Raw genomic sequence first — 13,274 nt, forward strand, 5'->3', positions numbered from 1 at the left:
ACCGGTAGAAAATCTAGGGGGTGGCAGGGGCGTCCTGCTCGGTCACCGGCTCAGCCGTTGCCGCGCCGAACACCTGCGCGGGCGGTGTCTGCCGAGCCAGGGGCACGTGGGTGGTGCACACATGAGCACCGTTTGCCATGGTTGAAAGCCTGCGCACGTCAACACCAAGCAGATCTGAGATAACCTCGGTTTCTTCATCGCAGAAGACCGTGAAATCCTCGGCAAGGTCACGTACGGGGCAGTGGCCCTGGCAGAGCTGAATCGAGGCCAAAAGGTACTCGGGGGTCTTGCCCCGTGAGCGCTCAAGGGTCGGGAGCATCTCGTGGGCGCTAGCGACGAAGCCGTCCTTATTCATCGCCTCCGCGAGGGCCTCTGCACGGGCGGCGACATCCGAACCTGCCGCCTCAACAACCGGGCGGTAGCGCTCGGCCATCTCCTGGGCTCGGGCCGAGGCAAACTGCCTCAGGGCGTCGTCGCCAACTACCTGCTGCAGCATTGTGAGTGCATTACGCGCAATATCGAGGTAATCGTTCCCCAGCTCACTGTGCCCTTGCGGGGCAATGACGTAGCGACGAGCCGGGCGGCCAGCACCGGCACCGGGCTGACGATGGGAGGCAACCTCAATCAGGTGCTTCTTTTCAAGTACGTCAAGGTGGCGGCGCACCGCTGCCGGGGTAAGCGAGAGCAGTTCACCGAGTTTGGCCGCAGAAACAGGGCCGTGAGTGAGAACTCCCTGGAGCACCCGGTCGCGGGTGCGCTCCTCTGTTTCTGCAGAGCGAGCGGTCTTGAGGGACACTAAGCTACCTTTCTCTGCGGAATACACAAATAAAGTATGTCGTAATTGTCTCGTGATTGGCTAGTAAGGGCAACCTATATAAACCCGGGTATCGCCCAAACTTTGCCCACAGCGCAACCGAAGGGACTAGAATAGACGGGTGACTACCGCCCCATCCACACCGCACCTTTCAGGAGAGAACGCCACGTCACCAGTAGCTCCCTACGCTCTGACGATTCGCAACCTGGTGAAGGATTTTGCCCCCTCTAAGGACTTTGCACGTAAACACCCAGAAGCCCTGACTGAGGCCGGGCTCAAACGTGCCGTCAACAACCTCTCACTTGATATTGCGGCCGGCCAGGTTACTGTGTTGCTTGGGGCAAACGGAGCAGGTAAAACCACCACGCTCACACTAGCCCAGGGGCTGCTTAAGCCCGATGCCGGTGAAATCTTCCTGCTGGGGCATACCCCCTGGGGCGCTGGGCCTGATGTGCGCGCCCGCGTAGGTATTATGTTGCAGGACGGCGGCCTGCCCCCGTCCGTGAGACCCCTCCCCCTGCTCCGCCACATAGCTAAGATGTACGCCATCCCCCTGGACGTTGATGCGCTGGCTGAGCGGCTGGGAATCCATACCTTTGACAACACTACGATTCGCCGCCTCTCAGGCGGTCAGAAACAGCGGGTGGCTCTGGCCGCTGCCCTGGTGGGGCAGCCTGACATTCTCTTTTTGGACGAGCCCACCGCCGGGCTTGACCCTCAATCCCGTGCCGTTGTCTTCGACATCATCAAGGAGCAGCGAGACGCCGGCGTTGCGGTTGTACTCACCACCCATCTACTCGACGACGCCCAGCGTATCGCCGACTACGTCTACATGATTGAGCGAGGTGCCGTGGTACTCTCAGGCACGATGAGCGAGGTGCTGGCCGCCGGTCAGCGGCCCGAGCGATGCCTCACCTTCACCGCCCCTGCGGGGCTGGATCTTACCCAGGTTTTTAAGGCAGAGGACGCAGCCCAGCTGGTTCTCAAAGAATTGCAGCCGGGCAGCTACCGACTAGCCGGTGTCCTTGAGCCCCACCATCTAGCGGCGCTCACCACCCATTGGGCACGGCAGGGCATCATGCCCGGCGAGTTTTCACTTGCCAGCCGCACCCTCGAAGATATCTTCCTCGACCTAGCAGGACGTGACATCCGATGACCGCAACCCAACCCCGCGAATACCGGTCAGCCGCAGCGTCACCGCTCACCCGCGTCCTGGCGCAGGGCATTTTCGAAACCGTCACCATGCTCAAGAACGGCGAGCAACTTATGCTCAACATCGCCTTTCCGGTGATGGGTTTACTGGCCCTGTGCTTCACCGGGTTTCTCGACCCCTGGGCACAGCAACACGGGGTCTCTCGCGTGGATATTGCTGTACCCGGCGTGCTCGCTCTCTGCGTGCTCTCAACGGCCCTATCTGGCCAGGGTATCGCCACCGGCTTTGACCGCCGTTACGGGGTGCTGCGTTTCATCTCAACAACCCCTCTCGGCAAGAGTGGGCTGATTGCCGGCAAAGTGTTGGCAGTTCTCTCCGTCCTGCTCATTCAGTACCTTCTTGTTGGGGCCCTCGGGCAGTTACTGGGTTGGACGGCCACCGTGCCCGGCGTGCTCATGTCACTACCCACACTTGTGTTGGGAGCAGCCTGCTTTACCTCCCTCGGGCTTCTTATCGCGGGAACCGTGCGGGCTGAGGCAACCCTGGCTATAGTCAACATGGCCTGGGTGGTTCTTGCTGCGGCCGGCGGAATTTTACTCCCCACCGACCGGTACCCCACATGGCTGGCCCAACTAGTTGATATGCTACCCTCCGCTGCCCTAGGCAACGCCCTGCGCGGGGACTTCATCGACCACACCTTCCTCCTGATTCCACATCTGATTCTTGTCATCTCAACTGCCCTCTTTGGCAGCCTGGCACTCAAATTTTTCAAGTGGTCAGCATAGGCTGGCTCGCACCTGACAGACACCATGAAAGATAGCACCGTGAAGGAAAGTCCAATTCCAGCAAACGCCGCACCACACTCCCCTCAGCCTCATGACGAGGCCCACAGGCAGGCGTCCTCCTCCGGAAAAAAGCTGATGCCACGCCGCTACACCCCCTGGATTAAGAGGACCGCGTGGGCCGTAGCGATTGCCAATATCTTTTTGATTATCTCCGGCGGCATCGTTCGCCTCACCGGCTCAGGGCTTGGTTGTGATTCCTGGCCGCGCTGCACTTCAGACGGCTCCTGGACCACCACCCCCGAAATGGGTATTCATGGCCTGGTGGAGTTCGGCAACCGTCTGCTCACTTTCGTACTGGTTGCCGTCACCGTCACCGCCTTTCTGGCAGTACTGCGGGTGGTCTTCCCGCAGCGGGTGCCAGCAGGTTTCTTTTTTAAAAAACTCCTTGTGGGCGCACGAGCGAACGAAACCCGTTACGCCGACCTTTTTAATCTAACCCTGCTACTACTTTGGGGGATTCCCGTGCAGGCAGTGGTTGGCGGTATTTCGGTCTGGCAGAAGCTCAACCCTTGGATGATCACCGCCCACTACATGCTCTCGGCCCTCATGATTATGATTGCTGGCATCTACCTGAACCGCGTCTACCGCTACTTTGAGGGCACAGCCGAGCGTGAGGGGCTAGTGACGGCAGCCCAGTCAGCAGACCTCAAGGACGCTATCGCCCCCGCGTCCGCACACCTGATGCGGGTGCTCGGTTGGGTTGGTGCGGCACTGGTCATTGCACTGATGTTCATGGGTACAGTAACCACCGGCACCGGCCCCCACGCTGGCGACGCCGAAACCCACAGGCATGCCTTCAACCCTGTGTGGGTGACCCGTATACACGGTACCCTGGTGTGGGTCTACTGTGCCTCGGTACTGGGCTTCTTCCTGGCCTGGCGGTCTAAGGGCTGGGCTCCAATCTTCGGCAAGTCAATGGTTTTTGTGTTGATTGTGCTGACCTACCAGGCCGTGGTCGGTTATACCCAGTACTTCAACGGCCTGCCCATCTGGCTGGTAGAAATGCACCTGATTGGGTCGGGCGTCTTCGCCCTGGCGGCTTCCTCACTGTTTGAGAGGCAGCTGACGCTCAGCTCACCGTCAGCCCGCGCCAAAGCGACCCCCCGCGTCCTTGCACCTCAGCCCTAGCCCCCTGCAGTAGGTACCATCTAAATCAGAATTACCCACCTAGTTCGTGGGTAATTCTGATTTAAATGGTCTTTTCCACAAGCTCGCACAAGGGCTTCATATAAGCGTTATCGCTGCACCAATTTTCTGCTGAGTCGGGCCACAACCTCATGAATTTTCTCACCTCATACGCTCTCTAGTTATCCACAGGCTACTCTTGCTCTAGAAAAACTAAGGTTGCATCGATAAGTCTAGAGCCATGTCAATGCATGAATACACCAACTCAATCTACACAACCCGGCAGCTTCTGAACCAGGGCTACACCTTTGACCGAATCAATCGAGACGTGAAAGCTCAAAAACTCACACGTATCAGAAAGGGTATCTACTGCCCAACAGCCTGGTGGGGCTCCCTGAAGCCCCACGAAATCTACCGAGCCCAAATTGCCGCAGTGCACGTAGCAGAACCGTCTACCACCTTTTCACATGCCGCAGCTGCCTGCCTACACGGGTTAGCTCTAGCAAAAACCCCGCCCTCAGTCGATATTGTTGGTCCGCCAGATTCACGCGGACGGGCTGCCGGAACACGCAAACATTACACCTATAAGCCCATAGAAGAGCACAGGACGCTTGTGGGCGGTTTTAGCGTGACGGGCTTGGTCCAGACGGTTGTAGATTGCGCACGTTATCTTCCCATAGAAGAGGCAACTGTGATCGCAGATAGTGCCTTGAATCAGAAGCTGGTCGGTGTAGAGGAACTCTCGCATGAACTTTCCCAGATAGCTGGGTGGGGTTCCCAAAAATGCCGCAGGGTTGCAATAAGTATGAGCCCCTTTGCCGAAAGCCCGGGCGAAACCTTGCTTCGCCTCATCCTCATCGATGCGGGCCTGCCAGCACCGGCAGAGCAGGTAGAAGTAACTGCTGGTGGGCTGCGGTTCAGACTTGATTTGGCCTACCCTGATCGGATGATTGCCCTTGAGTTTGATGGCGAAGTGAAGTACGAGAATTCGGCCCGCGGTATGAGGCTGAATGGTCCGAACGCAGGCGGGAGTCACTTCTCCAAAATTTGGGGTGGACAGTACGCCGGTATCGGTGGGTAGACCTTGTAACGCGCCGGGCAGAAATCGCTGCAGAGATCCGTTACCTTCTAAACCGCTAGCATCCAGAAGAAAAGACCATTTAAATCAGAAATACCCACCTAATTAGTGGGTATTTCCGATTTAGATGGTACCTACCTGTTTAGAGCGGGAGTACCGGGCCACCCACGAAGGGGTCTATCGCCAACGCAATGAACAGCACGGTCAGGTAGGTGATGGAGCCGTGGAAGACCACCATAGCGGTGCGGCTGGTTGCCTGCTCGGCCAGGGCCAGGTGGTGTAGCTTGTGGCAGTGGTAGAGGAACCAGGACCCGATTAGCATAGCGGTCGCGGTATAGACCCAGCCAGCCCCGCCAAGCGGCACCAGTAGTAGCGAACACATCACCATAGCCCAGCCGTAGAGAACCACCTGAACGGAAACCGACTTTGCTGAGTCGGTCGCACCCAGCATGGGAATGCCCGCTGCCCGGTAGTCTTCGGCGTATTTCATAGATAGGGGCCAGTAGTGGGGCGGGGTCCACAGGAAGATCACTACAAAGAGCACTACAGCGGCCCAGGAGATGGTGTTCTCAACGGCAGCCCAAGCGATAAGGACGGGCATGCAGCCAGCCAGGCCACCCCAAACAATGTTCTGCTTGGTGCGCTTTTTAAGCCAGAGGGAGTAGAAGACCACGTACAGGAAGATGGCCACGACGCCTAGGCCAGCAGCCAGCGGGTTAACCAGGAAGTAGAAATAGATAATCGAGATGACCGCCAGCGCCCAGGCAAAGATCAGGGCTTCACGGTCAGTCAGCTCACCGGTGACCAGCGGGCGCTTCTCTGTGCGCTTCATGAGACGGTCAGCTTCGCGGTCAATATAGCAGTTGAAGGCACCAGAGGCACCCGCAGCCAGAGAGCCACCAATCATGGTGTGAAGTACCAGCCAAAAGTTGGGGAAACCTCCGGCCGCAAAAATCATAGTGGGCGCAGTAGTGACCAGTAGCAGTTCGATAATTTGCGGCTTGGTCAGGTGAATGTAGGCCTTGATTTTGCGTACCAGATTCATACGCTCCGGGGCGGACGGCTCAGGGGTGCGCGAACCCGGCTCGCTACGGTCAATCACGGTGCTGATGCCATGGCCCTTCACGTATGCTGACTTCCCTTGACTGTTGTGTGTGAGGCTCTTAAGGCTGGCTCCCGGCGATTCACTATGTGAAATTGCAGGATTTTTAATGATTTTATCTGGGGCAGGACGCCGGCGGGCAACGCACCCCAGAGCACACCATTTTTGTGCCAACAGTCACAATTTTGTGAGTTAAATTGGTATGAAAGCACGCCAAAAGAGCTTTTGGTCAAATTACATCATATATCGCCAGCTGTACCCCCGCCAATACGTTAAGCAGGCTCATCTGCTGTGAGACAAAGTAGGGGCCACGCGGGCGCAGGTGAACTATCCTTGAAAGTAGCGTCTTGTGCCGCAGCGTCCTTGTGCCTACGTGGGGTTACCACGTTAGCCAACGCACCGTGCAGGGCAGTTTTGTTGCGAATATTTCTGGGTAGCCAGATTGAGAGAGGATGGCTGATGCCTAACCTGAATCAGAAGCTTGAATGGACCGAGAAAGATCAGCGGGCGGTAGACACAGCGCGTGTTCTTGCCGCGGACGCCGTTGAAAAGGTTGGCTCGGGCCACCCCGGTACCGCGATGAGCCTGGCTCCAGTAGCTTACTTGCTCTTCCAGAAGATTATGCGACACGATCCTTCAGATGACCGCTGGGCTGGCCGTGACCGCTTTATTCTTTCTCCGGGTCACACGTCTATGACTCTGTATAACCAGCTTTTCTTGGGTGGTTTTGGCCTGGAGCTTGACGATATCAAATCGCTCCGTACTGCTGGCGCCAAGACTGCCGGGCACCCTGAATACGGTCACGCCAAGGGCATCGAAATCACCACCGGCCCTCTGGGCCAGGGCCTGGCCTCGGCCGTGGGTTTCGCCTACGCCCAGCGCCGCATGCGCGGACTCTTCGACCCTGAGGCCGCTCCCGGAACCTCACCCTTTGACCACACTATTTTCACTATCGCCTCGGAGGGTGACGTGCAGGAGGGCGTCACCGCTGAGGCCTCCGCCCTTGCCGGCCACCAGCAGCTGGGCAACCTGGTGGTTATTTACGACCGCAACCACATCTCTATTGAAGATGACACCGACGTAGCCTTCACTGAGGACGTCGCTGCCCGCTACGAGGCTTACGGTTGGGACGTCACCAAGATAGACTGGACCGCCACCGGTGAGTACGTTGAAGATATTGAAGCTCTCTACGAGGCTATCGTTGCGGCAACCAAGGTCACCGATAAGCCCTCCTTCATCGAGCTTCGCACCATCATCGGCTACCCTGCCCCCACCAAACAAAACACCGGAGGTATTCACGGTTCCAAGCTGGGCGCTGAAGAAGTAGCTGCTACCAAGAAGGTTCTAGGTTTTGACCCCGAGCAGCACTTCGTGGTGGAACCCGAGATTCTTGAGCACACCCGAGAGCTGGTGGAACGAGGTGCAGCTGAGCGCGATGAGTGGCAGAAGTCCTTCGACGCCTGGGCAGCGGCCAACCCCGAGCAGGCCAAGCTCTATGAGCGCCTGGTAGCGGGTGAACTGCCCGAGAATCTCGATGCGGCCCTCCCGGTTTTTGAGGCCGACTCCTCGATTGCGACCCGTGCAGCGTCTGGTAAGGTCATCAACGCGCTCGCCCCCCTGCTACCCGAACTCTGGGGTGGTTCAGCTGACCTGGCTGGCTCAAATAACACTACTATCGACACCGAGAAATCCTTTAACCCCGTCTCCCGCTCCACCAAGAACTGGGCGGCCCACCCCTACGGGCGGGTTCTCCACTTTGGTATCCGAGAGCACGCGGCAGCGGCCATCACCAACGGTATTGCGCTCTCTTCTCCCACCCGCCCCTTCTCTGGCACCTTCTTTGTCTTTACCGACTATCAGCGCCCGGCCGTCCGCCTGGCAGCGCTCATGGGTGTGCCCAATATTTTTGTCTGGACCCACGACTCTATCGGTCTGGGAGAGGACGGCCCCACCCACCAGCCCGTTGAGCACCTGACTGCCATGCGCGCGATTCCCAATCTGGACGTGGTGCGACCTGCAGACGGTAACGAGACCGCCGTTGCTTGGCGCAGGATTCTGGATATCAAGGATCACCCCGCTGGCCTGGTGCTTTCACGCCAGAACCTGACCAACGTAGCTCGTGAGGATCTGCACCCCGACTACGAGGGCGAGAAGTTTGCCTCTGCCACCGGTGCCGCACGCGGCGGCTATGTGCTCGCTGATACCGAAGGTGCCCCCGACGTCATTTTGATTGCCACCGGCTCCGAGGTTGAGGTTGCCCTGGCCGCCCGTACCCAGCTTGCGCAGGACGGCGTCGCTGCTCGTGTGGTCTCTATGCCCTGCCGCGAGTGGTTCGCCGCCGAGTCTGACGAGTACCGTGAGTCGGTCATCCCCTCGTCTGTCAAAGCCCGTGTGACCGTTGAGGCCGGCTTGGCCATGCCCTGGATGGACATTCTGGGTGAAGCTGGCCGCGCCGTTTCGCTGGAGCACTACGGTGCCTCAGCATCTGCCGAAGAGCTTTTTGCTGACTACGGTTTCACCGCCGAAAATGTTGCAGCCAAGGCTCTCGAATCCATCGAAGCTACCCGCTAACCGCACCTGACTAAAGGAAAACACTATGACTACCCCTACCCAGAAACTCTCAGACGCAGGAGTTTCCATCTGGCTTGATGACCTCTCCCGTGAGCGTTTGACCAGCGGCAACCTGCAAGAACTCATTGACACCAAGAACGTGGTCGGTGTGACCACCAATCCCAGCATTTTTGCCGCTGCCCTAAGCAATGGTGCCGCATACGCCCAGCAGATGAAGGAACTTGCCGCTACCGGTGAAAGCGCCGAAAGCGCCGGTTTTGCCGCCATGATTGATGATGTGCGTGATGCCTGCGATGTTTTTGCCCCTATCTACGAGGCAAGTCAGGGCTTCGACGGTCGTGTATCCATTGAGGTTTCTCCCCTACTTGCGCACAGGGCTCAAGAAACCTTGGCTCAGGCCAAGGAACTCCACTCCATCGTGGGCCGTGAGAATGTCATGATTAAGATTCCCGCCACCGAAGAGGGCCTGGAGCCCATTGCGGACGCCTTAGCTGAAGGGATCTCGGTGAACGTCACCCTGATCTTCTCGCTGGAGCGCTACCGCGCTGTCATCAACGCCTACATGCTGGGACTTGAGAAAGCTCTAGAAAACGGCAAGGACCTATCAAAGATTCACTCCGTCGCCTCCTTCTTCGTCTCCCGCGTAGACACCGAGATTGACGCCCGCCTTGAGGCTGTGGGCACCGATGAGGCGCTTGCTCTTCGAGGTAAGGCCGGTGTAGCCAACGCCCGCCTGGCCTTTGAGGTCTACGAACAGGCTTTTGCTTCTGAGCGCTGGGCCCGCCTTGAAGCAGCTGGAGCCAACCGCCAGCGTCCGCTCTGGGCATCAACCGGCGTCAAGAACCCAAACTACCCAGACACTCTCTACGTCACCGAGATTGCGGCTCCTGGCACCGTCAACACCATGCCAGAGGCGACCCTGAACGCAACCTTCGACCACGCAGAAGTAACTGGTAACGCCATTGCAGGGACCTACGAGGAAGCCAACGAGACTCTCAATCAGCTTGAAGCGGTGGGTATCTCCTACAAGGACGTGGTTGAAAAGCTCGAAACCGAGGGCGTTGAGAAGTTTGAGGTTTCCTGGAAGGAGCTACTCGAAACCGTCAACACCGCTCTGGCTGAGAATAAGTAGAACCAGTCAGTTGTGAGGGTGGGGGCATTTCTTCCCTGCCCTCACTGCACCCTAGCGCACGGTGAAGGCGCCTTCTTCCCCTGCCAGCACGAGTACACTAGACAAGAGAACCGCGGCAGCCCATGAGACCTTGAGAGCTGCCGCCCAACCAATCTGTGAAGGATTCACGGCGGTGGCCAACACTCACGAATCAAATCCCCTGCGAGACCCTCGCGACCGCAGACTCACCCGCGTGGCAGGCCCGTCCTCGCTGGTCTTCTTCGGCGTGACCGGTGACCTTGCCCGTAAGAAACTACTCCCTGCCGTCTACGACCTGGTGAATCGCGGTCTGCTCCCCCCTAGCTTTGGCCTGGTGGGGTTTGGGCGCCGCGAATGGAGTCATGAGGACTTTCGCACTGAGGTTCGCGGGCACGTTGAAGCTCACGCCCGCACTCCTTTCCGTGAGGACGTCTGGAACCAGTTTGCTGCCGGTATCCGTTTTGTCACCGGCACTTTTGACTCTGACGAGTCTTTCGAAAAGCTCAAAGCGACGCTGACCGAACTTGATGAGACCCGCGGTACTCGTGGCAACCATGCCTTCTACCTGTCGATTCCGCCCAAGGACTTTGATCAGGTTCTGCAGAAGCTAGCCGACCATGACCTAGCCAACCATAACCAGCACGAGGGCTGGCGCCGTGTGGTCATTGAAAAGCCCTTCGGCCACAACCTAGAGTCAGCACGCGAACTCAACGCTATCGTTGAGCGTGTTTTTCCGGCTGACTCGGTCTTCCGCATTGACCACTATTTGGGCAAAGAGACCGTTCAGAATATCTTGGCTATGCGCTTTGCCAACCAGATGTTTGAGCCACTATGGAATGCCACCAACGTAGATCACGTACAGATCACTATGGCTGAAGATATTGGCATCGGCACCCGAGCTGGCTACTACGACGGTGTGGGTGCAGCCCGTGACATTATTCAGAACCATCTGCTGCAGCTGCTGGCTCTCACCGCTATGGAAGAGCCGATTAGTTTTAACGCAGACCACCTGCGCGCTGAGAAAGCTAAGGTGCTTGAAGCGGTCAGGGTGCCGGACGACATCGCATCCGCTTTCGCTATTGGCCAGTACTCTGCCGGCAACCAGGGCGGTGAAGAGGTCAACGGCTTCTTGGATGAGAACGATATTCCAGCAGATTCACGCACTGAGACCTTCGCTGCGCTTAAGCTGAACATCAATACCCGCCGTTGGTCCGGCGTCCCCTTCTACCTGCGCGCGGGCAAGCGCCTGGGCCGCAGAGTTACAGAGATTGCTGTGGTCTTCAAGAAGTCACCCAATCTGCTCTTTGGAGGTAAAACTGACCAGGCTGGCCAGAACTCCATCGTGATTCGTGTTCAGCCCGATGAGGGTATGACCCTGCGTTTCGCGTCCAAGGTTCCCGGCACCCAGATGGAAATTCGCGATGTCAACATGGACTTTGGCTACTCACATTCCTTTACCGAGGAATCCCCCGAAGCCTACGAGCGTCTTATCCTCGATGTACTCCTGGGCGAGCCCCCGCTGTTCCCCCGACACGAGGAGGTTGAGCTTTCCTGGAAGATTCTAGACCCCTTCGAGGAGTACTGGGAGGAACACAAGATTCAGCCCGAAGCCTACGCCCCCGGCTCCTGGGGCCCGGTTTCTTCCCATGAGATGCTAGAACGTGACGGCCGTGCTTGGAGACGCCCATGATAAAGAAACTTAAAGATACCACCGTTGGCGAAGTCGCCAAGGAACTGTCTCGCCTGCGCAACGAAGAAGGTGCGACCACGTCCTCACGAGTACTGACCCTGGTGATTCTAGCAGAGAAGGGCCATTCAAAGACCGCGGTTGAAGCTGCTCTCAAGGCCTCCTACGAGCACCCCTCCCGCATCATCGTTCATATTGACTACGGTCGGGATGCCGGTGATCGGTTGGACGCTCACATCTACGTGGGTGGCGACGCAGGTGCCTCAGAACTCATCATTCTGCGCGGTTACGGTTCCGCTGCGATTGCTACCGAATCCCTCATTTCTGGCCTGTTGCTACCGGACTCCCCCATTGTGGCCTGGTGGCCTCATTCGGTTCCCGAGAACCCTGCTGAACACTCAATCGGTAAGATTGCCCAGCGCCGCATCACCGACTCAGCTCGCGCCTACGATCCGCTCGGGGTCTTAGAGAAACTAGCTACCAGCTACCGTGACGGTGACACCGACCTGGCCTGGATTCGGCTGACGCTTTGGCGTATTCAGCTCGCGGCCGTCTTTGACCAGATTGAGCCGGCACCGGTTACCAAGGTAGTTGTCTCCGGTTCATCTATGAGCCCATCGGTGGTCCTCCTTGGTGCCTGGCTGGGCGACCGGCTGGGAGCAGAGGTGCACCTTCGCACCACTCGCGTGCAGCGTGGCCTTTACCGTGTTGAGCTCGTCCGGGAAGATGGTTCAATCGTCATCCACCGCCCCGGCCGCTCAATCGCCACGGTCTCTTCCCCTGGCGTTCCCGATCAGCAGCTTTCTCTACCTGCACGGTCGCTGGCAGACTGCCTGGCCGAAGAGCTGCGCCGCCTTGACCCTGATGAGGTCTACGGCGAAGTGCTACAGTCTGTGGTCACCAGCGGCAACATCGTCGTTGACATTAATTCAGACGATACCGCCAATGAAAAAGCCGACTACACGGAGGTCTACGATGCCTAAACCCGTCCTTGTGCCCCATCACGATAAGGCCCAGCTGCGGCTGGCCGGTGCAACCCGTATCATCAATGTGGCTGCCACCGCTGTTGCTGCCCGGGGTATCGCCCATATTTCTCTGACCGGCGGCACTATGGGTATTGCTGTACTCGCCGGTATTGCTGAGCACCCCCTGGCTGAAACCGTGGATTGGTCTAGGGTTCACTTCTGGTGGTCTGATGAACGCTTTGTGGCAGCTGGCCACGCTGACCGGAATGAGCAGCAGGCACGGGATGCCTGGCTCACCTCCCTGAGATTACCCGAGGGTAACCTGCATGTGATGGGCGCTACGGACGTCTTTGATACGGCTGAGGCAGCTGCAGCGGCCTACAGCCAGGAGCTGGCCCGCTTCGCGCCAGCCGGTGAGCTCAGCCCGCTCTTTACCCTAACCCTGCTGGGTATGGGCCCAGATGGCCATATTGCTTCGCTCTTCCCAGCTCGCGATGAGATTCTACACGCCGAAGGGGTTGCTCTTGCGATTCATGATTCGCCCAAGCCCCCGCCCACCCGTGTGACCCTGACCCTGCCCGTGATTAATTTTTCGGAGCGTATCTGGTTCCTGGTTGCTGGCTCGGATAAGGCCGAGGCAACCTCTCGGCTACGGGCAGCGGCCGCTCTACCCGAAAGCGAGCTGACCGCGCAGATTCTGACCGAGACTCCGGCGGCCGGTGCACGAGGGCTACTCGAAACCCTGGTACTCGTCACCGACGATGCACTGGGCTAACATCCAACT

At 58.2% G+C, this 13,274-nt stretch carries 11 protein-coding genes; 9 read left to right on the forward strand and 2 right to left on the reverse strand.

Translation table 11 applies throughout. From position 1 onward, the window contains the following. Positions 1-13: 13 nt before the first annotated feature. Positions 14-796 (reverse strand): helix-turn-helix transcriptional regulator, encoded by a 783-nt coding sequence (locus L6966_RS00080; protein WP_336603619.1) that lies wholly within the window; start codon positions 794-796, stop codon positions 14-16. A 139-nt stretch (positions 797-935) separates the two neighbouring features. Here L6966_RS00080 and L6966_RS00085 point away from each other — a divergent pair, with 139 nt between their 5' ends. From L6966_RS00085 to L6966_RS00100, 4 genes are all read left to right on the forward strand, one after another. Continuing rightward, positions 936-1,970, forward strand: a complete 1,035-nt coding sequence (locus tag L6966_RS00085; protein WP_237232625.1) for an ABC transporter ATP-binding protein — start codon at positions 936-938, stop codon at positions 1,968-1,970. After that, a complete protein-coding gene (locus L6966_RS00090; protein ID WP_237223876.1) occupies positions 1,967-2,752 on the forward strand; it encodes an ABC transporter permease in 786 nt (261 codons plus the stop codon). The genes L6966_RS00085 and L6966_RS00090 overlap by 4 nt, the downstream gene beginning before the upstream one ends. A 39-nt stretch (positions 2,753-2,791) precedes the next feature. Next, positions 2,792-3,940 (forward strand): COX15/CtaA family protein, encoded by a 1,149-nt coding sequence (locus L6966_RS00095; protein WP_237223875.1) that lies wholly within the window; start codon positions 2,792-2,794, stop codon positions 3,938-3,940. Positions 3,941-4,178: 238 nt separating this feature from the next. Next, complete coding sequence (locus L6966_RS00100; RefSeq protein WP_237223874.1) at positions 4,179-5,018, forward strand: hypothetical protein; 840 nt, start codon at positions 4,179-4,181, stop codon at positions 5,016-5,018. Between the two features lie 139 nt (positions 5,019-5,157). On the opposite strand, the gene L6966_RS00105 is transcribed toward L6966_RS00100, so the two are convergent. Then, entirely contained in the window at positions 5,158-6,117 is a 960-nt protein-coding gene (locus tag L6966_RS00105; RefSeq protein ID WP_372237707.1) for a heme o synthase, read from the reverse strand. 459 nt (positions 6,118-6,576) lie between these two features. On the opposite strand from L6966_RS00105, the gene tkt reads away from it, so the two are divergent. The 5 genes from tkt (at position 6,577) to pgl (ending at position 13,265) form a co-directional block, all read left to right on the forward strand. Next, positions 6,577-8,688, forward strand: coding sequence for a transketolase (tkt, locus tag L6966_RS00110; RefSeq protein ID WP_237232626.1), 2,112 nt, complete (start codon positions 6,577-6,579; stop codon positions 8,686-8,688). 25 nt (positions 8,689-8,713) lie between these two features. Then, positions 8,714-9,820: a transaldolase gene (tal, locus tag L6966_RS00115; protein ID WP_083092857.1), complete on the forward strand. Its 1,107-nt coding sequence runs from the start codon at positions 8,714-8,716 to the stop codon at positions 9,818-9,820. A gap of 172 nt (positions 9,821-9,992) precedes the next feature. After that, complete coding sequence (gene zwf / locus L6966_RS00120; protein WP_237232627.1) at positions 9,993-11,528, forward strand: glucose-6-phosphate dehydrogenase; 1,536 nt, start codon at positions 9,993-9,995, stop codon at positions 11,526-11,528. Beyond that, positions 11,525-12,508 carry a glucose-6-phosphate dehydrogenase assembly protein OpcA gene (locus L6966_RS00125; RefSeq protein ID WP_237223872.1) on the forward strand — a complete coding sequence of 328 codons (984 nt, stop codon included), beginning with the start codon at positions 11,525-11,527 and terminating at the stop codon, positions 12,506-12,508. The genes zwf and L6966_RS00125 overlap by 4 nt, the downstream gene beginning before the upstream one ends. Continuing rightward, positions 12,501-13,265: a 6-phosphogluconolactonase gene (gene pgl / locus L6966_RS00130; RefSeq protein ID WP_237232628.1), complete on the forward strand. Its 765-nt coding sequence runs from the start codon at positions 12,501-12,503 to the stop codon at positions 13,263-13,265. The genes L6966_RS00125 and pgl overlap by 8 nt, the downstream gene beginning before the upstream one ends. The last annotated feature ends 9 nt before the right edge of the window (positions 13,266-13,274 follow it).

Source organism: Rothia nasisuis (assembly GCF_928381405.1).
Classification (GTDB): Bacteria; Actinomycetota; Actinomycetes; order Actinomycetales; family Micrococcaceae; genus Rothia; species Rothia nasisuis.